At 66.8% G+C, this 22,669-nt stretch carries 20 protein-coding genes; 11 read left to right on the top strand and 9 right to left on the bottom strand.

Features of this window, described 5'->3' with window-relative positions; all coding sequences use genetic code 11:
* Positions 1–168: 168 nt before the first annotated feature.
* Positions 169–753, bottom strand: coding sequence for a hypothetical protein (locus ACWPMZ_RS13160; RefSeq protein ID WP_455704519.1), 585 nt, complete (start codon positions 751–753; stop codon positions 169–171).
* A gap of 50 nt (positions 754–803) precedes the next feature.
* Complete coding sequence (gene nadB, locus ACWPMZ_RS13155) at positions 804–2,402, bottom strand: L-aspartate oxidase (protein WP_455705151.1); 1,599 nt, start codon at positions 2,400–2,402, stop codon at positions 804–806.
* Positions 2,403–2,506: 104 nt separating this feature from the next.
* Here nadB and ACWPMZ_RS13150 point away from each other — a divergent pair, with 104 nt between their 5' ends.
* On the top strand, positions 2,507–3,199 hold the full coding sequence (locus ACWPMZ_RS13150; RefSeq protein WP_455704518.1) for a DUF899 family protein: 693 nt from the start codon (positions 2,507–2,509) through the stop codon (positions 3,197–3,199).
* Positions 3,200–3,319: 120 nt separating this feature from the next.
* Positions 3,320–3,907, top strand: a complete 588-nt coding sequence (locus ACWPMZ_RS13145; RefSeq protein WP_455704517.1) for a DUF1989 domain-containing protein — start codon at positions 3,320–3,322, stop codon at positions 3,905–3,907.
* Between the two features lie 64 nt (positions 3,908–3,971).
* Here ACWPMZ_RS13145 and ACWPMZ_RS13140 read toward each other — a convergent pair whose 3' ends face one another.
* The gene (locus ACWPMZ_RS13140; RefSeq protein ID WP_455704516.1) at positions 3,972–4,922 is read right to left on the bottom strand and encodes an ABC transporter ATP-binding protein; all 951 of its coding nucleotides are present in this window, start codon (positions 4,920–4,922) and stop codon (positions 3,972–3,974) included.
* A 64-nt stretch (positions 4,923–4,986) separates the two neighbouring features.
* Between ACWPMZ_RS13140 and ACWPMZ_RS13135 the strand changes: the two genes are divergently transcribed.
* The 5 genes from ACWPMZ_RS13135 to ACWPMZ_RS13115 all read left to right on the top strand — a co-directional run bounded on the left by ACWPMZ_RS13135 (position 4,987) and on the right by ACWPMZ_RS13115 (position 6,864).
* Complete coding sequence (locus tag ACWPMZ_RS13135; RefSeq protein WP_455704515.1) at positions 4,987–5,199, top strand: zinc-finger domain-containing protein; 213 nt, start codon at positions 4,987–4,989, stop codon at positions 5,197–5,199.
* 53 nt (positions 5,200–5,252) lie between these two features.
* The gene (locus ACWPMZ_RS13130) at positions 5,253–5,654 is read left to right on the top strand and encodes a hypothetical protein (protein ID WP_455704514.1); all 402 of its coding nucleotides are present in this window, start codon (positions 5,253–5,255) and stop codon (positions 5,652–5,654) included.
* 5 nt (positions 5,655–5,659) lie between these two features.
* Positions 5,660–6,214, top strand: coding sequence for a DUF924 family protein (locus tag ACWPMZ_RS13125; protein WP_455704513.1), 555 nt, complete (start codon positions 5,660–5,662; stop codon positions 6,212–6,214).
* 86 nt (positions 6,215–6,300) lie between these two features.
* Complete coding sequence (locus tag ACWPMZ_RS13120; RefSeq protein WP_455704512.1) at positions 6,301–6,519, top strand: hypothetical protein; 219 nt, start codon at positions 6,301–6,303, stop codon at positions 6,517–6,519.
* 123 nt (positions 6,520–6,642) lie between these two features.
* A complete protein-coding gene (locus ACWPMZ_RS13115; RefSeq protein WP_455704511.1) occupies positions 6,643–6,864 on the top strand; it encodes a hypothetical protein in 222 nt (73 codons plus the stop codon).
* 23 nt (positions 6,865–6,887) lie between these two features.
* On the opposite strand, the gene ACWPMZ_RS13110 is transcribed toward ACWPMZ_RS13115, so the two are convergent.
* Together ACWPMZ_RS13110 and ACWPMZ_RS13105 are read right to left on the bottom strand one after the other, a co-directional pair.
* Positions 6,888–7,367, bottom strand: coding sequence for a GNAT family N-acetyltransferase (locus ACWPMZ_RS13110; protein ID WP_455704510.1), 480 nt, complete (start codon positions 7,365–7,367; stop codon positions 6,888–6,890).
* A complete protein-coding gene (locus ACWPMZ_RS13105) occupies positions 7,313–8,851 on the bottom strand; it encodes a thioredoxin family protein (protein WP_455704509.1) in 1,539 nt (512 codons plus the stop codon). Before ACWPMZ_RS13105 ends, ACWPMZ_RS13110 begins: the two co-directional genes overlap by 55 nt.
* 166 nt (positions 8,852–9,017) lie before the next feature.
* Here ACWPMZ_RS13105 and ACWPMZ_RS13100 point away from each other — a divergent pair, with 166 nt between their 5' ends.
* Together ACWPMZ_RS13100 and ACWPMZ_RS13095 are read left to right on the top strand one after the other, a co-directional pair.
* Positions 9,018–9,470 carry a hypothetical protein gene (locus tag ACWPMZ_RS13100; protein ID WP_455704508.1) on the top strand — a complete coding sequence of 151 codons (453 nt, stop codon included), beginning with the start codon at positions 9,018–9,020 and terminating at the stop codon, positions 9,468–9,470.
* On the top strand, positions 9,467–10,108 hold the full coding sequence (locus tag ACWPMZ_RS13095; protein WP_455704507.1) for a hypothetical protein: 642 nt from the start codon (positions 9,467–9,469) through the stop codon (positions 10,106–10,108). The genes ACWPMZ_RS13100 and ACWPMZ_RS13095 overlap by 4 nt, the downstream gene beginning before the upstream one ends.
* Positions 10,109–10,141: 33 nt before the next feature.
* On the opposite strand, the gene ACWPMZ_RS13090 is transcribed toward ACWPMZ_RS13095, so the two are convergent.
* The 4 genes from ACWPMZ_RS13090 to ACWPMZ_RS13075 form a co-directional block, all read right to left on the bottom strand.
* A complete protein-coding gene (locus ACWPMZ_RS13090) occupies positions 10,142–10,588 on the bottom strand; it encodes a CHRD domain-containing protein (RefSeq protein WP_455704506.1) in 447 nt (148 codons plus the stop codon).
* A 129-nt stretch (positions 10,589–10,717) separates the two neighbouring features.
* Entirely contained in the window at positions 10,718–11,410 is a 693-nt protein-coding gene (locus ACWPMZ_RS13085; RefSeq protein WP_455704505.1) for an endonuclease III domain-containing protein, read from the bottom strand.
* 13 nt (positions 11,411–11,423) lie between these two features.
* A complete protein-coding gene (gene guaA, locus ACWPMZ_RS13080; RefSeq protein ID WP_455704504.1) occupies positions 11,424–13,013 on the bottom strand; it encodes a glutamine-hydrolyzing GMP synthase in 1,590 nt (529 codons plus the stop codon).
* 709 nt (positions 13,014–13,722) lie between these two features.
* Positions 13,723–16,533, bottom strand: a complete 2,811-nt coding sequence (locus ACWPMZ_RS13075; RefSeq protein WP_455704503.1) for a CHAT domain-containing protein — start codon at positions 16,531–16,533, stop codon at positions 13,723–13,725.
* A gap of 114 nt (positions 16,534–16,647) precedes the next feature.
* On the opposite strand from ACWPMZ_RS13075, the gene gyrB reads away from it, so the two are divergent.
* Entirely contained in the window at positions 16,648–19,155 is a 2,508-nt protein-coding gene (gyrB, locus tag ACWPMZ_RS13070) for a DNA topoisomerase (ATP-hydrolyzing) subunit B (protein WP_455704502.1), read from the top strand.
* A 227-nt stretch (positions 19,156–19,382) separates the two neighbouring features.
* Positions 19,383–22,619 (top strand): TonB-dependent receptor domain-containing protein, encoded by a 3,237-nt coding sequence (locus ACWPMZ_RS13065; protein ID WP_455704501.1) that lies wholly within the window; start codon positions 19,383–19,385, stop codon positions 22,617–22,619.
* Positions 22,620–22,669: the final 50 nt, after the last annotated feature.

The raw sequence follows: 22,669 nt of genomic DNA, 5'->3' as shown, positions 1-22,669 counted from the left end.
GGTGTGTTAGCCGGGCCATACGGCGCGACGCGGCGGACTTCCTAGGCCGGCGCGCGGCGCAAGGGTCAAAACGATTTCTCCAAAATTTTTTTTGTCCCCGGATGGCCTTGAAGCTTTCGAATCCGGCGGCGCAATTCCGGAATCGAGATGGGGCTTTCGGGGGAATTTTCAACCAGCGATGCAGGTGCCGCCTTGGTCCGCAAGGTCGCGTGCGCGGGCGTTCTGGCCGGGCCCCGGCGGCACCTTGGCGACAACGCAGGGCGTGTCGCCCAGCTTCGTGACCAGCAGGTAGGATACCTCTTCGTTGGTCTCGGGCTGTTCGACGACATTATAGCGCACGATCAGCGCGTCGGGCGCCAGCGGATCGCCCGCGGGTCCGCGCCATTCCAGCGTTTCGCCCACCGCCGAAAAACCGCCCCCGCCGATGCGCGACAGGTCGAGGCTCGTGCCCTTACCGCCCGCCCCGATGACCTCGAGGTTGGCCCGCAGGTCGCCGACGGTGGACTTGAGCGCATAGCCGCCGATGCCCGGGCAATCCTGCTCGAGGAACTGCCCTTCCTCGGTCTCCTCGCGCACGGTCTTGCACTCGGACAGCTTGGTATAGGCGAAGGCGCGGCCCGGAGCCCCGCCCCGTTCGACGGGGGCGGCAGCCTCGGTTTCGGAACCGGTTTCGGATTCCGGGCCCTTAGGCGTTTCGGAAGAGCAGGCGGCGAGCGCCAGGACGGCGGCGGCGAGGAGGAGGCGGCAGGTCATGCCGCGTCAACGACGATGCAGGCCCATGGGTCCCGCCGCGCTCCCGCCGCCTAGGGCACCAGCACGGTGTCGGTCGCGACGAGATCGGTGTCGGGATAATCGAGGATATAATGCAGCCCCCGGCTCTCGTGGCGCTTGAGCGCGCTGCGCACGATCAGGTCGGCGCACTGCTGCAGGTTGCGCAGTTCGATCAGGTCGGTGGTGACGCGGAAATGACCATAATAATCGTCGATCTCGTCGTGCAGCACCTCGGTCCGGTGCGCCGCGCGTTCGAGGCGCTTGGTGGTGCGCACGATCCCGACATAGTTCCACATGAAGCGGCGGATTTCGGTCCAGTTCTGCTTGATGACCACTTCCTCGTCGGAATCGGTCACGCGGCTTTCGTCCCACTCGCGGATCGCGGGCGGCGGCGCGAGATCGCCCCAGGATGAAAGGATGTCGCGCGCAGCAGCCTCGCCGAAGACGAAGCATTCGAGCAGCGAATTGGATGCCAGCCGGTTCGCCCCGTGGAGGCCGCTTTCGGTGCACTCGCCAGCGGCCCACAGTCCCGGCAGGTCGGTCCGCGCATCGAGCCCGATCAGGATGCCGCCGCAGGTGTAGTGTTGCGCCGGCACGACCGGGATTGGTTCCTTCGTCATGTCGATGCCTAGGCCGAGCAGCTTCTCGTGGATCGTGGGGAAATGCTCCTTCACGAATTCCGGCGGCCGGTGGCTGATGTCGAGGTGGACGTAGTCGAGGCCGTAGCGCTTGATCTGGTCGTCGTTCGCGCGGGCCACGATATCGCGCGGGGCAAGTTCGGCCCGTTCGTCGTAGTCGGGCATGTAGCGATGGCCGGTGACCGGATGCTTGAGGATGCCGCCCTCGCCGCGCACGGCCTCGGTGATCAGGAAGTTCTTGACCTCGAGGTTGTAGAGGCAGGTCGGGTGGAACTGCATCATCTCCATGTTGGAGACGCGGGCGCCGGCGCGCCACGCCATGGCGATCCCGTCGCCGGTCGCGCCGCGCGGAGCGGTCGAGAACTGGTAGACGCGGCCCGCCCCGCCCGATGCCAGCACCGTCGCGCGGGCGGTGTGGGCCCGGACCTTGCCGGTCGCGACGTCGAGCGCATAGGCGCCCCACACGCGCCCGGAGCCGGAATAGCGCTGCTCGTGCCGCCCGGTGATCAGGTCGATGCAGGTCTGCTCGGGCAGCAGGGTAATGTTCGGATTTTCCTCGGCCGCCTTGAGCAGCGCGGCCTGCACGGCCCAGCCGGTCGCATCGTCGACATGCACGATGCGGCGGTGCGAATGCCCGCCCTCACGCGTCAGGTGCAGGTTCGGCAACCCCTGGTCGTTCCTTGCGGTGTTGAACGGCACGCCGAGTTCGACCAGCCGCTCGATCGCGGCCGGTGCCTGCTCGATCACGAACTCGACCGTTTCGCGGCGATTGAGGCCGGCCCCGGCCACCATCGTGTCGCGGATGTGGTCCTCGAAAGTATCGCCCGCGTCGAGCACCGCGGCGATGCCCCCCTGCGCCCAGGCGGTGCTGCCGCTGGTGAGGGGACCCTTCGCGAGGACGGTGACCTTGTGCTCCTGCGCCAGTCCAAGCGCCGCGGTCAGGCCGGCGGCCCCGGAGCCGATGACGAGGATGTCGCTTTCCTGTGCTGCCATGGCCGGGTCATGGCCGGGCGCGCCGCGGCGGGCAAGCGGCTCTTGTCGGAACAGCCGGGCCATGCGCGGATTTTCGTTCCAAGACAGCTGCAGGAGTTGACACGATGGAAGCCGATACCGCAGCGCTGGCCGCCAAGCGCGAGCCGCGCGCAGGCGAAAGCGAAGCCTATGCCAAGGCCCGCACGGCCCTTCTCGCCGAGGAGATCGCGCTGCAGCGCCGCATCGACGCGGTGGCCGAGCAACGGCGCGCCCTACCGCCGGGGCCGGCCATTACCGCCGACTATCGCTTCATCGACAGCAACGGCGAGGAGGTCGCCCTGGCCGGGCTGTTCGGCGAGCACGATACACTGATTACCTACTTCTGGATGTACGGGCCGGAGCGCAAGCGGCCCTGCCCGATGTGCACCAACCTCCTCGGGCCGCTCGATGCGAACGCTGCCGATATCGAACAACGCGCGGCGCTCTATGTCCTCGGCCGCAGTCCGGTGGAGCGCCAGATCGCCTTCGCGCAGGAGCGCGGATGGCACCATCTGAAGTTCGCGCAGACCTGCGGCGACAGTTACGCGCTCGATTTCGGTGGGCTGGACCCCGAAACGGGCTGGGAATATCCCGTGCTCGCCGTCTTCCGGAAGGAGGGCGAAACCGTCCGCCTGTTCTGGAAGGGGGAAATGACCGGCGAGATGACCGACCCGGGCAAGGACCCGCGCGGCGGGCCCGACCTGGCGACGGTTTGGCCCGTCCTCGACCTCACACCGGAAGGCCGGGGCAGCGACTGGTATCCCAAGCTGTCCTACTGAAGAGCGCGAACGGCAGGCACACCGCCCTGCCGGACCCATCCGGCGCGATCGGCGTTAAGGAGCGATGCCCAAATCTTCACCCCTCGCGACCTTCTGCACCATCCACACGGACCCGCGCACTTGAGCGGGATCGTGGTCATTCCGCCGCGCAGCGGGACAGCGTTCGAACTGGTAGCCGGCCGATCGCTCACGGTGATCGACCCCGAGGGCTGCCAGGTCGCCGACCTGCTCGCCTTTGCTCAGGGCGACGTGCGCGAGGTCCTCTCCAACGGGCGGACGTTCGACTACGAGGAGACGATCCGCCTGACCACGGGCAACACGCTGTGGTCGAACAGGTCGCGCCCCATGCTGCGGATCGAGGAAGATACGGTCGGCTGCCACGACTTCCTGCTGACCCCGTGCAGCGAGGCGACGTTCCGCCACTTCTATCCCGAGCATCCGGTTCACCACGGATGCTTCGGCAACCTCGCCGAGGCACTTGTGCCTTGGGGGATCGAGGCCGACGCGATCCCGGTTGCGTTCAATGTCTTCATGAATGTCCCGGTCGATCCGGCAAGCGGCAAGGTGAGCGTCGATCCCCCGGTCTCCCGCCCGGGCGACAGCATCCGGATGGTCGCGCAAATGGACTGCGTGATCGGGCTGACCGCATGTTCGGCCTATGCATCCAATGGCGGCAGCTTCAAGCCGATCCACTACCGGATCGACTGATACGGCACCATAACGCGGTTCCACCCGGCTTCTCCGATGGGGCCGGGGGCAATGGCGGACAGGCTCAGGCGGCCTGCGCCGTTCCGCTGGTGAGCTGAACGAAAACGTCCTCCAGATCGGCTTCGCGCGTGGTCACGTCCTCGATCGCGAAGCCCTGCGCCTGGACCCTGGCGAGCACCTGCCCGGCGCTGACCTTGGCCTTGTCGAAGGTGATCGCGATCGTGCGTTCGCCGGTCTTCTCGCACTTGTTGAACGCCGGGTCGGCGGGCAACGCGGCGATGTCTCGGTCGACCGTCACCTCGACCACCTTCTCGCCCATCATGCCCACGAGCTCGCGGGTCGGCTTGTCGGCGATCAGCGTGCCGTGGTTTATGATGGCGATGCGGTCGCACAGCTGCTCGGCCTCTTCGAGGTAGTGGGTGGTCAGGACCACAGTCACGCCCCCGGCATTGAGCTCGCTCACCAGTTCCCACAACTGCCGCCGCAGTTCGACGTCGACCCCGGCGGTCGGCTCGTCGAGCACGAGAATGGGCGGGGAATGGACCATCGCCTTGGCAATCAGCAGGCGCCGCTTCATGCCGCCCGACAAGGTGCGCGAATAGGAGTTGCGCTTGTCGGCCAGGTGGACCGCGCGCAGCAGCTCGTCGGACCGGCGCAGCGCCTTGGCCACGCCGTACATCCCGCCCTGGTTCTCAAGCACCTCGAACGGGGTGAAGAACGGGTCGAAGACGATTTCCTGCGGCACGATCCCGATCGACAGCTTTGCGTTGCGGTGATCCTGGTCGATGTCGTGGCCCCAGATCCGCACCGTGCCGCCGGTCTTGTTGACGAGGCCGGCCATGATGTTGATCAGCGTCGACTTGCCGGCCCCGTTGGGCCCCAGCAGGCCGAAAATCCCGCCCTGCGGTACGTCGAAGCTGACGCCCTTCAGCGCAAGCTTGGGCGGCGCGCCGGCGGACGGCGCATATTCCTTGACCAGGTCGCGGATCTCGATGGCAGGGCCGGTGTCTGTCATGCCGCGGGCCTTAGGACTGCAAGCGCCATTGCGCCAGACTTCGCTTGGCGATAACGGCAGGGGCATGAGCGATGCGCCCGAAACCACCCTGGTCGAAACCACCCGCGTCAGTTGCGACGGCGCCGGGGCGATCCGTGGCGGTGCGGGCTATGCAGCGTCCGCGCTGGGCCATCCGCGCGTGTGGCTGGAGATCGACGAAAAGGGATACGTCGATTGCGGCTATTGCGACCGGCGCTTCGTCCTCAAGGGCGGGCCGGCCGACGGAATTGCCGCGTAGGGTAAGCTTCGGTTCATCCTGCGTGGCGCACTATTGAAGGCAGGAGAACGATCATGAAGAACCTATTCCTTGCCGCTGCTGTTGCCGCCCTTGCGCTGACCGGCGCCGCTGCCGACGCCCAGTCCGCGCGCGACAAGGGCGAGGCCAAGCTTGCCCGCCTGCTCGAAGGCCGTGCCCCCGGCTCCCCGGCCAACTGCATTTCGACCATGCGCGGCTCGAACGCGCTGCAGGTGATCGACGAGACCGCGCTGATCTATCGCGCTGGCGACACGATCTGGGTGGCGCGTCCGCGCGATCCCGACATGCTCGATTCCAACGACGTGCTGGTGCTCGACCGGTTCAGCGGCTCGCAGCTGTGCGCGATGGAGCCCATGCGGACGATCGACCGCTACAACGGGTTCTACACCGGCTCCGTTTTCCTGAGCGACTTCGTGCCCTACACCAAGGTCGGCTGAACCTGGTGACCGCCGCCCGGCGCGCCTGGGCGGCGGACCTGCTGCACTTCTGGTTTCACGTTCTCGAGCCGGGCGAGCAGTTCGCTTCGCCCCCTGCCGTCGACGAGGAATTGCGGCGCAGGTACGGGCGATTGTGGCAGGCGCTGCGGCACCAGCCGGCCGCGACTTTCCTGTCCAATCCGGACACCGCGCGCGCAGCGATTCTGCTGTTCGACCAGGTCCCGCGCAACATCCACCGCGAGAGCCCGCTGGCCTTTGCGAGCGATCCGCTGGCCCGCCGGCTTGTGACTCAAGCGCTCCATAGAGGCTGGGCCAGCGGTTTGAGCACCGAGGAGCGGCAGTTCCTGCTCATGCCGCTGATGCACAGCGAGTACATCCTCGATCAGCGCGAGAGTCTTGCCCGGTTCACCGCGCTGGGCGATCCGCAGATCACGGCCTTCGCTAGCGCACATCACCGGATGATCGCCCGCTTCGGCCGCTTCCCGCACCGCAACGCGGTGCTCGGCCGCAAGTCGACCCCGGCGGAAAAGCGCGCGGTCGCGCAAGGCTTCGCCTGGTAGGCCCGGCCGCACAAAAAAGCGCTTTCCTGCAAGCCGGTGGCCGTGGCAGGGCGGGCCCGGATCGACGAAGTTCGACGGAGACTGCAATGATACTTGTCCGCTCGGCCCTGGCTGCATCAGCCGCCGCCGCCATGGCCCTTTCGCCCATCGCCGCACAGGCCGCGCCTGCTCGCGAAGCCTCGTCCGCCGAGGCGAGCGAAGGGTTTGTCGGCAACTGGGTGATCGTCGCGCTGCTGGTCGCCGCGCTGGTGCCGTTTGCCCTTCTGTTCACGCGCGATAGCGATAACGAACCCGTCAGTCCTTGAAACAATCGCTCAAGCACTTTGGCGCCCACGAAATACTTGCAAAAGCGGCATCTTGCTGCGAAACGGCGTTCGATTGCGTAATGGCGGGTCTTCGATGCCCGCAACACGAATGAGGAGATACCGATGCTTCCTGCCAAAAAAGTCATGGCACCCCTAATCGCCGCCTCGCTGGCGTTCGGGTCCGTGGCTGCGCACGCAGCGCCCGTCCGCGCTTCGAGCGACGTTGCCGAGGCCGAGGCTCTCGGCGGCGGGTCGTTCCTGCTGTACATCGCGCTGCTCGCCGCAGCCGTCGGCCTGATCGTGATCGTCTCCGACGACGATCTGGACATTCCGACCAGCCCCTAGTCCTATCCGGTAGTAGCGGACCTTCAGGGTTCGCGCGCCAACCGCACGCTCGTCTTCTCGTAGCCCAAGGCTTCGTAGAAGGCGTGCGCGCGTTCGCGTGAGACGTGGCTCGTCACCTCCACGATCCGGCAGCCCTGCGCGAGCAGGTGCCTCTCAGCCGCCGCGACGAGACGGGCGCCGATACCCTGTCCGCGCAGCGCTTCATCCACCACCATCATCGAGATGCGGCCGACCGGCGCCGGCCGGTGGAGGACCTGCATCACCGATGTGCTGAGGCAGCCGACCACGCGGCCGTCGATCTCTGCGACCAGCACCACCCGTCCTTCGGCCTCCATCGCCGCCAGCCGCACCGCGACATCGCCGAGTTCGGCGTCATAGCCTAGCTGCGCGATCAGGCGCGAAAGAGCGGCGCAATCCTCCTGCCGCGCGGGCCGGAGAGCGACTTCGCTCAGGCGCGCGACCAGGCGTTGCAGGTGGCCGCCTGCGCGCCCTGCTTGGCACATACCGTCGCCATCTGCGTGCGCAGCCCGTCGAGCACCGTGCTTCCGCCGTTGGCCTCCGCCCACTCGGCAAGGTTCTTGCCCCAGGCGTCGACCTTCACCCGCGTGCGCTGGTAGTAGCCGTCCTCGATCTTGCCGAGCTCCGCCATGACAGCCTCGGCCGCCTTTTCGACCGCCGCCTTGTCCTTGGGCAGGTTGCGCATCGCGGCGTTGGAATAGTTGATCGCCCACTGCACCCTGGTTGCCGGGCCCTGGCTCGCTTCATAAGCCTTGCGCGACCATTCGACGGCGCCCGCCTTGTCGCCGTCCTTCTCGGCGAAGTCGGCCAGGCTCGACATGTAGTAGTAGGGCTGCTCCGAGCGCTCGAGCTCGGCGGTCACCAGCTTGCGCGCCCCGGCCTTGTCGCCGGCGTCCCACAGCCGATAGGCCGCATCGTCGATCACCGCCTGGCGCAGGATCTTGTCCTTGGCCTGCGCATCGGCCCAGCGGGCGCGCTCCTGCACCTTGGCCAGCACGTCCTTGGGCACGGTGCCGTCGGCGCGTCCCTTGGCCAGGTCGATATCGATCCGCACCGCGTTGACCCGCTCGGTCAGCGTCAGCTTGGAATTGCCGTAAATCGCCTCGCCCGCGGCGAGCAGCGAGGTGGCCAGCGCATCGCGTTCGGCACCCGCAGGCAGAGCGTTGACGAGGCCGGGCGCGTAATAGGTGAGCTGCTGGCGGTTCGCCATGACCTCTGCCGGATCAGCCAGCATGGGCGTGAGCAGTGCCTGCACGCGCGCCTGCTGCGAGGCGGTGAGCACGATGTTGCCCTCCTCGTCCTCGTCCGCCGCGACGACCATGCCGAGCAGGCCGAACTGGCGCTGCAGTTGCGGGCTGGGCGCCTTTTCGGCCAGCTGCGCCAGCAGCGTTCCGGCCTTTTGCAGATCGCCGAAATGCTTGGGATCGTTGAGCCAGTCGAAGCCGCCCAGGATCGTCCAGTCGTCCGCCGTCAGGCTGGCGGTGTCGCTTTCGGCCTTGGCCAGCAGTGTCTCGATCGAGGTCGTGCGCCTGGCCGCCACCTGCAGCAGGTTGGGCAGGCTTTCGGCCATGTTGGCGCTGGCGATACGGGTGATTTCCGTGCCGTCGGGCTGCAGGATGATCACCGTGGGATAGCCGCTGATGCCGAACCGCTCGCCCCATTCCTGCGCGCCGTCGGTATCGCCGTCGAGGTAGACGGGGACGAAGTTCTCGGTCTCGGCAATGAAGCTGGCTTCCTTGAACAGACCGGCCTTCATCTCGTTGCACGGCGGGCACCAGACGGCGCCCCAGTACAGCAGCACCGGCTTGCCGGCCTCCTTGGCTTCCGCCAGCGCATCATCGACATCGCCGTGCCGCCAGGCGATCTCGCTGGCCGCGGCGACGACATCGCCGCCGCCGGCGTTCTGGCAGGCGGCCAGCGGCAGGGCGAGGGCCAGGCCGAGGGCGAGCGGGAGGGCGAAGCGCTTCATGTCGATCCTTTCGCACCGGGCCGCCGCGTCGACAGCGTGCGGTCCGTAAAGCCAAGGCTGCCAGATAGGCGATACGTGCGGCATTTACAAAGCCCGCTCGACGGGCGTAGCTTCCGTTCCGCATCGCACACGGCGTGCGGGCACGAAGACTTCGGGGGAGGGCTTCATGAAATACGCGACCTGGTTCGTGCGGCTGATCTACGCTGCCTGGATGATCCCTGCGGGGCTCAACCACTTCATCCGGCTCTATCCGCAACCGATCGGCAACCGGCCGCTCAGCATGGAAACCTTCCTGGCGCTGCTCGACAGCGGGCTGTTCGATTTCGTCAAGGCAACCGAGCTGGCCGCGGGCGTGGTGGTGCTGCTTGGCTGGCGCCTGCCGCTGTTCCTGATCGCGGTGCTGCCGGTCAGCTTCACCGTGTGGTACTGGGATACGGAACTGCAGGGCTGGTGGACCGGTTCGGCGATCTACGGCTGGTCGGTGCTGAGCTGCAACCTGTTCCTCTGCGCCGCCTACATCGATCACTACAAGGCGATGTTCGCTCGCGATGCGCAGATGCGGCTGCCTTTCGGCGAGAAGCCGGCTCCCGCCGCGCAAGCCAGGGAGGCGCAGGCATGACCCGTCCGCTGGACCTGCTGCGCCTTCTGATGGGGGCGATCCTGGTCGTCACCGCGCTCGACTATTTCCTGCCGAACCTGATGCCGTTCCTGGGCGACGCGCAGTGGAACGATCCGATGGCGGTACGGGTGATGACCGCGTTCGAGAAAAGCGGCCTGCTGGCGGTCGCCAAGTTCATCCACCTGCTCGGCGGGCTGCTGCTGCTGTTCAACCGCGCCACGCCCTTCGCGCTGGCGGCGGTCCTGCCGGTCAATATCTGCGGGCTGTTCATCTCGATCCTGATCGAGGGGAGCGCAACGCTCTCGCTGCTGGCGATTGCGCTGGTGGCGCTCAACGGCCTGCTGATGCTCGCGCTGCTGCCCTATTACGCCGGCGTGCTGGGCAGGGATTACCTGGCCGATGGAGAGACGCCCGAGCCCGGCGGCAATTACGAAAGCCTGTTCGTCAATCCGCTGTCGGGCGCGCCCGTCTCCGCTTACCTCGGCGGCGGGGCCATGCTGCTGGCCGCGCTGGCGTTCTACTGGTGGGTCGTGCCCGGATTGAATAGCAACACCGGCCTGCTGACCCTTGCCATCCCGTCCGTGCTGTTCGCGCTGGGCCTGTTTCGCGCGCTCACGAAAAAGCCGTCGCAGGGCTGACCCCGCGACGGCTCTTCGCTTGTTGCAGACCGATCAGTCGACCAGCTGGCCGCGGATCGCCCCGGCGGGATAGGCGGCGGTGTGGATGTTGACGTAGAAGTCCTGCGGGTTGCCCTGCAGGCGGTTCTGAGTCCACTCGGCGCCGTCCTTGCAGCCCTGCCAGGTGCCTTCGTTGGACTGCGTCAGGGCCAGGACCGGCGGACCGTTGGTGCCGGCCTTGCCGAAGTGAATGTGCGCCGCGGTGGGCGTGTCGATGCCGCGCACGTCCTTGATCTCGTAACAGACCTGGCCGAACGCGTCGGATATCGAAATCTCCGCCTTGCCGTAGCCGTCGGGATCGCCCCCGCCCACCTGGTTCGAACCCAGCAGCGTGGCATTGTAGGTATCGGAGGTGGCGTCGACCGCCTCCTCTTCCAGCGTGGCGCAGCCGGCCAGCGCGATGGCGCCGCACGCGGCGGCGAGTGCGATAATCTTCGTCATGGCAGCCTCTTTTCCTGAAACGTCCGCGCCGGGCGCGGCTCATGACGGTTCAACGCCGTGGGCAGAGCACTCGTTCCGCAAGCCAGTCCGGTCCAGGCGGCGAAACCCGCCGGAAGCGCGCCGCACCGACTAGAGGGCGGCGACCAGAGCCTGGCCGGTGGGGCAGAAATCCAGCGCCGGGCATTCCGGACAGCGCGGCGCCTTGGGTGTGCAGATCTCGCGCCCGAGCTCCTTCATCAACTGGTGATGCTCGTCGATCGTCTCGGCGTCCCACTCACTGGGGAGCTGCGGCATGATCGCGTCGTAGGCGTCGGCGGTGTCGTCCTTCTCGGCGATGAGTCCGAGCCGGGCGAGAATCCGCAGGTGATGGGTGTCGAGCACCAGTGCCGCCCGGCGCAGCGTGGTGGTATTGACCACCTGCGCGGCGATCTTGCGCCCGGCGCCGGGCAAGGCTTCGAGCCAGGCGATCGCCGCCTCGGTCTCCATCGCCTTCAGGCAGGACAGATCGACCTTGCCGACCTTCTCGCGGATTGCGCCGAGCACGCCGTGGACGCGCTTGGCCGACTGGTTGGGAAACCGCACGCCCTTCAGCGCCTTGGCCAACGCCGCGGGCGATAGCGCGGCGACCGCATCCCAGGTCCCATGCTCGGCCAGGACCCGGTCGGCCACCGCGCTCGACACCTCGCTCGGCATGCGCGAGCCGATCAGGCCCTGCACCAGCGACCATTCGGGTGCGTGGTAGTCCTTGGCGGCGCGGCGATGCGGGCCGAACCGCTCGAGCAGGACCGCCTGCAGCCGGCGAAGCTTTTCGGTGACGCTCATGGCCACCGAACGCCTATTCCCACTCGATGGTGCCGGGCGGCTTGCTGGTATAGTCGTAGACCACCCGGTTCACGCCCTGGACCTCGTTGACGATGCGGGTGGCGACGCCGGTCAGGAAGCTGGCGTCGAACGGGTAGACGTCGGCGGTCATGCCGTCGGTGCTGGTCACCGCGCGCAGGCCGCAAACGCTGTCGTAGGTGCGATAGTCGCCCATCACCCCCACGGTCTTGACCGGCAGCAGCACGGCGAAGGCCTGCCAGATCGCATCGTACAGACCCGCGCGGCGGATTTCCTCGAGATAGATGGCGTCGGCCTTGCGCAGGATGTCGCAGCGTTCCCTGGTCACCTCGCCCGGGATGCGGATCGCCAGGCCAGGGCCGGGGAACGGGTGGCGGCCGACGAAGATCTCGGGCAGGCCAAGCTCGCGGCCCAGCTCGCGCACTTCGTCCTTGAACAGCTCGCGCAGCGGCTCGACCAGCTGCATGTTCATCCGTTCGGGCAGGCCGCCCACGTTGTGGTGGCTCTTGATCGTGACCGAAGGCCCGCCGGTGAAGCTGACGCTCTCGATGACGTCGGGATAGAGCGTGCCCTGGGCCAGGAAATCCGCCCCGCCGATCTTCGCGGCCTCTTCCTCGAACACGTCGATGAAGGTCTTGCCGATGAACTTGCGCTTCTTCTCGGGGTCGGTCTCGCCGGCCAGCCCGGCCATGAAGCGCTCCTCGGCGTCCACCACCACCAGCGGGATGTTGTAATGGTCGCGAAACATGCGCTCGACCTGTTCGCGCTCGTTCAGGCGCAGCAGCCCGTGGTCGACGAAGACGCAGGTCAGCTGGTCGCCGATCGCCTCGTGGATGAGGATCGCGGCGACCGAACTGTCTACCCCGCCCGACAGGCCGCAGATCACCTTGCCGCTGCCGACCTGCTCGCGGATCTGCGCGACCTTCGTCTCGCGGTAGGCGGCCATCGTCCAATCGCCGGCCAGGCCACAGACGCGGTGCACGAAGTTGGCGATCAGCCTGCCGCCGTCGGGCGTGTGGACCACCTCGGGGTGGAACTGGGTGCCGTAGAAGCGGCGTTCCTCGTCGGCGATGACGGCGAAGGGGGCACCGTCGCTCACGGCCACGATCTCGAAGCCCGGGGCAAACCGCGTGACCTTGTCGCCGTGGCTCATCCACACCTGGTGCCGCTCGCCAACCTGCCACAGCCCGTCGAACAGCGCGCAGTCCTTGGTAACGGTAAGGTAGGCGCGGCCGAATTCGCCGCCTTCGCCCGTCTCGTGCCCCGGCCGGACCTCGCCGCCGAGCTGGTGGCTCATGACCTGCTGGCCGTAGCAGATCCCGAGGATCGGCAGGCCCGCCTGGAACAGGATCTCTGGCGCGCGTGGGCTGCCTTCCTCTGGCACCCCGGCGGGCGAGCCCGACAGGATGATGCCCCTGGGTTTGAGACGGTGAAACGCCTCCTCGGCCTGGGTGAAAGGCGCGATCTCGGAATAAACCCCCGCCTCGCGCACGCGGCGGGCGATGAGCTGTGTAACCTGGCTCCCGAAGTCGACGATGAGGATCGAATCCGGGAGGATGGAATCGGGGAGATGCGCGGCTGCCATGCGGTCCGTTACGGGATGCGCCCGACGGCTGTCCATAGGCAGCGATCCACCCGTCCATCGATGCAAAGAGCGCAACACCGCGTCGACTTTTCGCAATTGCAATATGCGATGGTGCACCGCACAATTGTAAGCAGAACATACAAACTGGATGCTCTTCCGAAAGGAGATCGTCGCCCCAGGCGTCACACGGGCGCCTGGGGACAGTCAGCGAACGCCGCAAGGCACCGCACGAAACAAAGGACAACGCCATGAAAAATCTCGCGAAGAAGATCTTCAACTCGTATTTCGAACACGCCGCCCGCTACCCGTTCCCGCTGTTCTGGGTCTGACTTGGGCGTTGCGTCAAACGCAACAGCACTGGCGTTTTTCGCATTTGAGTTGAAAAGGGCGCAACACTATTTGCCCCTCCGAGCCGGCTGGTCGGCGCCCCCTCTCCCCCCTTGCCACCAGCCGGCGACAATCCAGAACAGGAGCAACGGCATGCGACATTTCGCATCGCACATCCTGGTCTTCCTCGCTGCCGCCACCCTTAGCGGCGCGATGCTGTCTGCGACGATCGCCTGATCGGACGCCGACTTCAGCCGAAGACCCGTACGGGGCGCGGCGGCTCCCCCTCTCTCTCCTCCCGGACCGCCGCGCCCCGTCTTTTCGGCGGGGTCATCCCCTGCTCAGGTCGGCAAGGCGCGACATTAGCCAATCAGTTGGATCGCTATTCCACCAGTTCGAACGCGCCCCACAGCGCCGGATGGGACGCTTGGGGGCGGCCGCTCCCCCGCGCCGCGAGCACACTGCGGCGCAGCGCCTCGGCAGGCGCGGCTCCGCCGGCGGCCGCGGCCAGCGTCCCGGTCGCGACCAGCCGCGCCATGTCGTCGCGCACCGGCCAGTGGGTCGCGAGAATCTCCTCCGCCCCGGCCATGATGAAGGCTTGCGCCAGGCCTGACAGGCCCGGAGCATCGGGGCCCGCGCCGGCTGCGGTGTTGCACGCCGAAAGCAGGACCCAGCGGGCAGGGAGGTCGAGCCGGGCGATCTCGCTTGCGGTCAGCAGCCCATCGTCGCTCCCCGCCGCCGCCAGCAGGAGCGCCGGCTCGCGCAGCCCTTCGACTTCGCCCGAGACCAGGCCGTGGGTGGCGAAGGCGAGCACCGAGCCGGGGGCCACGTCGGCGGCCCGCAGCGCCGCTTCGGTCGCCTCCTCGCCGGTCAGGATCAGCGGCTCGCGCACGCCGAGCACCCGGGCGAGGTCCGCCAGCTCGCCGGCCGCGCCGGGCAGCCGCGGCAGCGCGGCAAGATCGATCGACCGTGCGCCGCGCGTAATCGTCTCCCCGGCCGGCAAGTCGAGGTCGCCGATGTCGCCCAGGCCGACGAGTTGCGGGACCGGCGGCGCGCTGTCGCGGCCCTGACGGCGCGGCACGCCGGGAAGCCGGGTCACCGCCAGCCGGTCGATCAGGTAGTCCGTGCCGCTTTGGTCGGGCACGAGAACGCCGAACGGCACCGCACCGAGCGCCCCGTTGGCGCTGACCTTCAGGTGCCGCGCCTCTCGCAACACAGCGGCGAGGTCGGGCCGTACGACCGCCGCGTAGAGCGCGGCCGCGGTCGCCCTGTCGAAAGGCTTGCCGCTCTGCTCCGGATCGAGCGAGCCACGCAGCCTGGCGGCCATGGCGCGGATGTCGGTCTCTTTCCCGGGCACAAGGTACTGCCAGTGGGCCGTTCGATCGACCGCAGTGATCGCGTAGCCGTCGCCCACGTCGCTTGCCTGCAGGAAGACCTCGCCCGCGCCCAGCTGCGCGCGCACCTGGGCTATCGAGCTCGCGGTAAAGGCGGGGACGCGGCCGCCACTGGCCACCACCTGCCGATCGAGGGCCGCAAGGGCTGCATCGATCGCGGCAATGCGCGCGTTCGCGGCCGAAACGTCGAATTTGCCCGACGGATTCGCGACATCGGTTTCGGCGGCGGCGAGCAGGCTCGACCGCTCGACGACGAGCGCACGCCGCTCGGCCAGGCTGCGCGCCGCCGCGCCGCCCGCCTGTTCGAGACGCGCCATCTCGGCTGCGATCGCCGCGTCGTCCACGCTGGTACGGGCCGTCCATTGCTGGGCGCGGAAAGCACCCTCCGCATCCCCCGCGCGGGCCAGCACTTCGGCCAGGTAGCCGAACGACGCGCGGATCGGCACGGTCATCCCGGCCGGGCCCAGGTTCGCCGCATCCACGAGCGCCTTGAACAAGGCATGGGCGTCGCTCGCCAGACCGTCGGGCGGAAGCGATCCTGCACGGCTGCGGGCGAGCAGCAGTTGCGCGCGTTCGCTGAGAAGGTCGGGATGGCTTGCCGGCATGGCCGCCGCTCGCAGGGCGACCCCTGCCGCCAACGCCACTTCGGCCGCCGCCGGATCGCCCCGCGCGAGGTCGATCGTGGCGAGCACCTGGCGCCCCTCCATTCGGCCGACGTGATTGGGCGGCAGGCGTGCATCGCGCGCCGCCACGACGCCCGCCTGAATGCCGCGTGCCTCGTCGAGCCGGCCGAGCCGTAGATAGGCGCGCGCCAGCGCCTCGCGTACCTGCAGCGCGCGGTTGCTCTCGGCCCCGAGCTGCGAGTCGATGATCGGCAGTGCCGATTCGAGAAACGCCGCGCCTTCCTCGAACCGGCCCGCCTGGACCAGCGCGGTGGCAAAGGCGGCGCGCATCGTGGCGCTGTTCTGGTTGGGGCCGCCGGCGGCCGCCTCGGTCAGTTCGAAGGCCTTGCGGGTCAGCGGCAGCGCCGCGGTCGGCCGCCCCTGGCGGATCAGGAGAACGCCGAGATTGGCGTGGAGGTTGGCGATCAGCGGGTGGCCGCCGGGCAGCGCTTTCTCGGCATAGGCGAGGCCATCGTAGGACGTCGCCACCGCCTCTTCGTCGCGCCCCAGTTCGCGCAGGTAGGCGGCGCGGTTGGCATACCACAGCGCCCCTTCGGGCGGCGGCGGATCGAGCATTGGCAGCATGGCCAGCGCCTCGGTGTTGTAAGGCAGCGCTTCCGCCGGGTTGCCAGCCTCGCGCAGGACGCCGGCCATGTTCGACAGCGCCTTGGCAAGCTCCACGTTGGGCATTCCCGCGGCCGCTTCGCGATGGATCGCCAGCGACTTGCCCATCGCCGCAACGGCGGTCGCATGGTCGCCGGTGAAGGTCGCGATGTAGCCCTGCAGGCTCAGCGCATCCATCAGCCCCTTGCGGAACGCCGGCTGGTTGGCCTCCAGCACCGGCATCAGCCGCGCCAGCATCGGCCCGGCCTCGGCAAACTTCTGCTGCGCCGCCAGCCCGGTTGCCACCCCCAGATCGCGCTCGGCAATCTGCGGCGACCCAGGCTGGTAGAACTTGCGAGCTTCCTCCAGCGCGGCGACGAACTTGGCGTGATACTCGGCGGGGTCGGCATTCGCATCGGCCGCCTCGGCCTCGGCGATCAGCGCATCGAGCCGTTCGTGGCCGGTTCCCTGCGCGGCCAGGGGCGCGGCGGCCAGCGCCAGCCCAAGCGCGATTCCCTGTGCGACCCGCCGCATCGAAATTCCCCCCAGAATCACCGTCTTGCCCGAAGGTGATAGCGGTCGTCCGCGCTTGTGCAAAATGCGCCGCGCAAACTTGGGATTCGGCCCCCGAAACCCTATATGCTCGGCATGGACGACAACATCCCGGCAGAGGGCGCCAACGCCCCCAACAAGAACGATTACGGCGCCGACAGCATCAAGGTGCTCAAGGGGCTCGATGCCGTGCGCAAGCGGCCGGGCATGTACATCGGCGATACCGACGACGGATCGGGCCTGCACCATATGGTGTTCGAGGTCAGCGACAATGCGATCGACGAGGCGCTGGCGGGCCATTGCGACCTCGTGCTTATCGAGCTCAATCCCGATGGATCGGTGTCGGTGGAAGACAACGGCCGCGGCATCCCGGTCGACATGCACAAGGGCGAAGGAGTGTCGGCCGCCGAGGTCATCATGACCCAGCTCCACGCCGGCGGAAAGTTCGAGAACACCAGCGACGACAACGCCTACAAGGTCTCCGGCGGCCTGCACGGCGTGGGCGTGTCGGTGGTCAACGCGTTGTCCGAGTGGCTCGAGCTGGTCATCTGGCGCAACGGCATGGAACACTGGATGCGTTTCGAGCATGGCGACGCCGTATCGCCGCTCGAGATCAAGGGCCCCGCGGGGCGCGAGCGGACCGGTACCCGCGTGACCTTCATGCCCAGCACCGACACGTTCAAGAATGTCACCGAGTTCGACTTCGAGAAGCTCGAGCATCGCTACCGCGAACTCGCGTTCCTCAACTCGGGCGTGCACATCCTCCTGCGCGACAAGCGCCACGCCGAGGTGGCCGAACACGACCTGTACTACGAAGGCGGTATCGCGGCCTTCGTGAAGTACCTCGACCGCAACAAGGTGCCGCTGGTGCCTGAACCGATCTCGGTCTCTGCCGACAGGGACGGGATCGGCATCGACGTCGCGCTCGAATGGAACGACTCGTACTACGAGAACGTGTTGTGCTTCACCAACAACATCCCGCAGCGCGACGGCGGCACGCACCTGGCCGCGTTCCGCGCCGCGCTGACCCGCACGCTCAACAACTACGCCGAGCGGTCGGGCCTGCTGAAGAAGGAAAAGGTCACCCTTTCGGGCGAAGACATGCGCGAAGGGCTGACCGCGATCGTATCGGTCAAACTGCCCGATCCCAAGTTCTCCAGCCAGACCAAGGACAAGCTGGTCAGCTCCGAAGTGCGCCAGCCGCTCGAGAGCCTGATGGGCGACAAGATGAACGAGTGGCTGGAGGAAAATCCGGGCGACGCCAAGGCGATCGTGCACAAGATCATCGATGCCGCCGCCGCGCGCGAGGCCGCCCGCAAGGCGCGCGAATTGACCCGCCGCAAGGGCGCGCTCGACATCGCCAGCCTGCCCGGCAAGCTCTCCGATTGCCGCGAGCGCGACCCGGCCAAGAGCGAACTGTTTCTGGTCGAGGGCGACAGCGCCGGCGGCTCAGCCAAGTCGGGCCGCGACAGCCAGTATCAGGCGATCCTCCCGCTGCGCGGCAAGATCCTCAACGTCGAGCGCGCGCGCTTCGACCGGATCATCTCCAGCAAGGAAGTGGGCACGCTGATCCAGGCGATGGGCACTGGGCTGCGCGACGAGTTCAACCTCGACAAGCTGCGCTACCACAAGATCGTCATCATGACCGACGCCGACGTGGACGGCGCGCACATCCGCACGCTGCTGCTGACCTTCTTCCATCGCCAGATGCCCGACATCATCCGGTCCGGGCACCTGTTCATCGCCCAGCCCCCGCTGTTCAAGGTGAGCAAGGGCCGCAGCGAGGTCTATCTCAAGGACCAGGCCGCGCTCGACCGCCACCTGGTCGACAACGGGCTGCAGGGCCGCGTGCTGGAAGCGGCCGGCGGTGCTCGTAGCGGAGAGGATCTGCGCACGCTGGTCGAATTCGCGCTGCGGCTGCGCAACCTGATCGCCTTCGCGCCACGCAAGTACGACGGCGTGATAGTGGAGCAGATGGCGCTCGCCGGCGCGCTCGAACCCGAGCTTTCGCCCGATACGCGCGCCGACCGGCTGGCGCAGGCGGCTTCGCGGCTCGGCATGGGCGATACCGAGGCTGCCTGGACCGCCGAGACCGGCTCGGACGGGATGGTGCGCATCAGCCGCACCTGGCGCGGGGTGACCGATGTGCATGAGATCGAGGAGCGATTCTTCGGCAGCACCGAGGCGCGCAAGCTCCACCGTCTGGCTGCCGAACACGCAGATGCCTTCGCGCGGCCCGCGCGCTTCTCCCGGCTGGGCGAAGAGCCGGAACCCGAAGCGGAAACGGCTGACGACGTGGATCTCGACCTCCCCCCCGCGCCCGTCGACGGCGCGATCACCCGCCCAAGCGAACTGCTCGGCGCGGTGCTTGCCGCCGGGCGCAAGGGCCTGTCGATCAGCCGCTACAAGGGGCTGGGCGAAATGAATGCCGAGCAGCTGTGGGAAACCACGCTCGATCCGGAAAACCGCGAACTGCTGCAGGTAAAGGTCGAGGACGCCGACGTGACGGACGAGATCTTCACCCGTCTGATGGGCGACGTGGTCGAACCGCGCCGCGAGTTCATTCAGGACAACGCGCTCAACGTGGCGAATTTGGACGTCTGATCTGCAAATTCCTTAGCGCCGGTCATGACGGCCGGTGCCTAAAGACGTGGCCGAGCGGCGCCCGAAAGCGAGGCCAGCTCCGGGTCCGTGTCCAAAAAAGCGCACCCGGAAGAGGACTGATGCAGCCCTAATAGTTAGCATACGAATTAATTTGTAAGGGTGAAAATTGCCGATATTCTCCTGAGGACAGCCCGGCTTCGACACGGGCTCATTCCTGGGGAGGAAATATGCCTACCAATTACAATGCGTTCCGTACGTTCCGCGCCGCGATGGCCGGTTCGACAGCAGTCTGCGCCTTGGCATTTGCACCGGCCGCTCTTGCGCAGGATTCGGCTCCCGAAGAGGAAACGCCCTCGCTCGAGACTTCGGGCGAAGCGATCATCGTCACCGGATCGCGCATCGCCCGGCGCGACTACGATTCCGAAAGTCCGCTGGTCACGGTGAGCCAGGAAATGCTCGAGAACTCCGCGTCGGTTTCGCTCGATCAGTCGCTCACCAGGATGCCGCAGTTCGTCGCCGGACAGAACCAGGCGACCAGCGCGGGTGACGTCCAGCCCAACCCGACTTCCAGTCCCGGCATTTCCACGGTCAACCTGCGCGGCCTCGGGGCCAACCGGACGCTGGTTTTGCTCGACGGGCGCCGCACCCAGCCGGCCAACGCCGCTCTGCTGATCGACATCAACACCATCCCCAAGGCCGCGCTCGACGGTGTCGAGGTCATCACCGGTGGTGCCGGCGCAACCTACGGCGCGGACGCCGTATCGGGCGTGGTCAACTTCAAGCTGAAGCGCCACTTCACCGGCATCACGCTGGATGGCCAGTTCGGCTTCAACACTCATGGCGATGGCAAGGAATACGAACTTTCGGCCCTGGTCGGATCGGATTTCGCCGATGGACGCGGCAACGCGATGGTCGGCATCGGGGTTGCCAAACGCTCGGTGATCGAGGCGACCGACAGGTCGTTTTTCCGCGAACAGTTCACTGATCCGGACTCGAACGTCGCCGGCACATTTCCGCAGTTCTTCGGCTACCAGTTTGCGCCGGCGGCCAACAACACGGCGTTCTATCCCCGCCTCAACAACCCGCCGACCCAGGCTGCGATCGATGCCGCCTTTGCCGGCGTTCCCGGATATGCGCCGGGCGACGTGCGCACGCAGCAGTCGGTGTACCTGTTCTTCAACCCCTCACCGACCGGCAACAGCACGGTCTTCTCAAACGTCTATGGGCAGACCAGCGGGATCACCGCGCCAGGCTATACCGGCTCGGCCGGCTACCCCGATTATCGCTACATCAATATCCGCAATGCTGCCGGGACTGTGATCGCGAAGAACCTCGTCAACAACCAGTCGGAATCCTACCTCTCGTTGCCGCTGCAGCGCTATTCGCTGTTCGCCAATGCCTACTACGATGTGACCGACGACATCACCGGCTATGTCCAGGGCAATTTCAACGAAATCAAAACCGAGACCAGCCAGGGCAACGCGACCGCGTCGTACCTGCAATGGGGCACCGCCGTGCCTTTCGATTCGGCGACTTGCGGTGCGGCGGTCAGCCACGCCGTGCCGACCACGCTGTGTAACGTGCTGCGCAGCCGCCCGAGCCCGAACGATCCGTGGGAGCTCGTCCAGCCGCTATTCGGCGTCGCTGCGGTTACGACCGAAAATACCAACACCAGCTACGAGATGCTGGCGGGTGTGCGCGGCAACCTCGGCCTCGGTGACTGGACCTTCGATGCCTTCGCGTCGCACGGCAAGACCATCCAACAGGTCTTGATGCGCAACGTGGTCGATCAGTCGCGCCTTCAGGCGCTTGTCAGCGCACCCAACTACGGCGTGAATTTCCTGTCACAGAACTTCCGCCTCGGCACCGATGCGAAATGCACCAGCGGCGTGAACCCCTTCACCCAGGTCGCGCTGTCACAGGATTGCATCGACATCATCAGCGCGAACCTGAAGAACATCACCACGCTGACGCAGAACCAGGTCGAAATCGGCTTTCAGGGCTCGCTTTTCGAATTGCCGGCGGGGCCGCTGCAAGCCGCGATCGGTGCCGATTATCGCGACAACAGTTACAAGTTCGACCCCGACGACGGGTTCAGCGGCAACAACATCAATACCAATCCGATCGGCCTGTTCGTGACCAAGCCCACCCAGGGCAAGGTCGAGGTCAAGGAAATCTTCGGCGAGTTGCTGATCCCCGTGCTTCATGATCTGCCGTTCGTGCAGCAGTTCGACATCAACGCCGGGTACCGCCTGTCGGACTACAATACCGCGGGCAGCGTCTCGACCTGGAAGGTTACCGGTAACCTCGAAGCGACCGATTTCCTTTCGTTCCGCGGCGGATACCAAATAGCGAACCGCGCACCCAACGTGGCCGAGCTGTTCACGCCGGGCACCTTCTCGACCGTGGCATGGCCCGATGCCGATGCATGCTCGACGTTGACCTCCGCATCCTACGGCAACGTCGCCAGCAACCCGGACCGGCAAAAAGTCATCGACCTGTGCAACAAGCTGCCGGGCATGCCGGCCGGATCTACGCTGGTGAACAGCACGTTCTTCTCGCCGAACTTCAACCCGATCCAGCCGCTCGGCCGTGATCAGACGATCGGCAATATCGGGCTGACACCGGAAGAGGCACGCACGATCACTGCCGGCTTCGTGCTGCGGACGCCGGGCATGACCGACTTGGGACGCTTCGCGCTGACGGTCGATTACTACAACATCAAGATCAAGAAGGCGATCGCGCCGGCAACGACCGCGTATGTCTATCAGGAGTGCTTCAACGCCAACGGCACGAACCCGAACTACGACGTCAACAACGAGTTCTGCCAGCTCATCCTGCGCCGGCCGAACGATGGCGGCTGGGTATCCACCACGGCGCAATATCGCAACCTGGGCCTGGTGAGCACGGCCGGTGTGGACGCAACTCTCGACTGGGCGATCCCGGTTCCGGGCCTCAACGGGGACAGCGGCACGTTCGCCATCAACGCCAACTTCACTTACCTCGAAAAGTACGACTTCCAGCTCACCGCCACCTCGCCGGTGCTGGATTATGCGGACTCGTCGGGGACGGTGAACGTCCTTACTCCGCCGTTCGGCTCGCAGTTCCGCTGGAAGTCGTTCACGACCGCCAGCTACAACTTCGGGCCGGGCGAGATCGCGCTGAGCTGGCGCCACCTGCCCAGGACGCGCAACGTCGCCAAGGTGCTCAATCCGGCGGCGACGCAGGAGGACACGGCCGCCTACGACTGGTTCGGCCTGTCGGCCCGGGTCGAAGCGATGGACGGCATCGAATTTCGGGCCGGGGTCGACAACCTGTTCGACCGCAAGCCGCCGAGGGTCGGGGTCAACACCCTGACCACCGGCCGTGTCGGTGCATACAACACCGCCAGCGGGCAGACCGATCCGGGTGCGTATGACGTGATCGGGCGGGCGTTCTACGTCGGCGCCAAGATCGCGATGTAGCTAAGCTTGGCGCTCCGGGGGCGGTCCACCGCCTCCGGACGCCTCGCTTT

The organism is Tsuneonella sp. HG222, assembly GCF_053819185.1.
The sequence above is the reverse complement of the archived record's forward strand: the minus strand, read 5'-3'. Positions and strand labels throughout refer to the sequence as shown.

What these genes read in the sequence shown, in the direction of transcription:
- ACWPMZ_RS13090 (WP_455704506.1), bottom strand. Translation starts at nt 10,588, where the DNA reads ATGACGAAGATTATCGCACTCGCCGCCGCGTGCGGCGCCATCGCGCTG.
- ACWPMZ_RS13140 (WP_455704516.1), bottom strand. Translation starts at nt 4,922, where the DNA reads ATGACAGACACCGGCCCTGCCATCGAGATCCGCGACCTGGTCAAGGAA.
- ACWPMZ_RS13075 (WP_455704503.1), bottom strand. Translation starts at nt 16,533, where the DNA reads ATGCGGCGGGTCGCACAGGGAATCGCGCTTGGGCTGGCGCTGGCCGCC.
- ACWPMZ_RS13085 (WP_455704505.1), bottom strand. Translation starts at nt 11,410, where the DNA reads ATGAGCGTCACCGAAAAGCTTCGCCGGCTGCAGGCGGTCCTGCTCGAG.
- ACWPMZ_RS13065 (WP_455704501.1), top strand. Translation starts at nt 19,383, where the DNA reads ATGCCTACCAATTACAATGCGTTCCGTACGTTCCGCGCCGCGATGGCC.
- ACWPMZ_RS13105 (WP_455704509.1), bottom strand. Translation starts at nt 8,851, where the DNA reads ATGAAGCGCTTCGCCCTCCCGCTCGCCCTCGGCCTGGCCCTCGCCCTG.
- ACWPMZ_RS13095 (WP_455704507.1), top strand. Translation starts at nt 9,467, where the DNA reads ATGACCCGTCCGCTGGACCTGCTGCGCCTTCTGATGGGGGCGATCCTG.
- ACWPMZ_RS13160 (WP_455704519.1), bottom strand. Translation starts at nt 753, where the DNA reads ATGACCTGCCGCCTCCTCCTCGCCGCCGCCGTCCTGGCGCTCGCCGCC.
- ACWPMZ_RS13130 (WP_455704514.1), top strand. Translation starts at nt 5,253, where the DNA reads ATGAAGAACCTATTCCTTGCCGCTGCTGTTGCCGCCCTTGCGCTGACC.
- ACWPMZ_RS13150 (WP_455704518.1), top strand. Translation starts at nt 2,507, where the DNA reads ATGGAAGCCGATACCGCAGCGCTGGCCGCCAAGCGCGAGCCGCGCGCA.
- ACWPMZ_RS13110 (WP_455704510.1), bottom strand. Translation starts at nt 7,367, where the DNA reads ATGTGCCAAGCAGGGCGCGCAGGCGGCCACCTGCAACGCCTGGTCGCG.
- nadB (WP_455705151.1), bottom strand. Translation starts at nt 2,402, where the DNA reads ATGGCAGCACAGGAAAGCGACATCCTCGTCATCGGCTCCGGGGCCGCC.
- guaA (WP_455704504.1), bottom strand. Translation starts at nt 13,013, where the DNA reads ATGGCAGCCGCGCATCTCCCCGATTCCATCCTCCCGGATTCGATCCTC.
- gyrB (WP_455704502.1), top strand. Translation starts at nt 16,648, where the DNA reads ATGGACGACAACATCCCGGCAGAGGGCGCCAACGCCCCCAACAAGAAC.
- ACWPMZ_RS13115 (WP_455704511.1), top strand. Translation starts at nt 6,643, where the DNA reads ATGCTTCCTGCCAAAAAAGTCATGGCACCCCTAATCGCCGCCTCGCTG.
- ACWPMZ_RS13100 (WP_455704508.1), top strand. Translation starts at nt 9,018, where the DNA reads ATGAAATACGCGACCTGGTTCGTGCGGCTGATCTACGCTGCCTGGATG.
- ACWPMZ_RS13135 (WP_455704515.1), top strand. Translation starts at nt 4,987, where the DNA reads ATGAGCGATGCGCCCGAAACCACCCTGGTCGAAACCACCCGCGTCAGT.
- ACWPMZ_RS13120 (WP_455704512.1), top strand. Translation starts at nt 6,301, where the DNA reads ATGATACTTGTCCGCTCGGCCCTGGCTGCATCAGCCGCCGCCGCCATG.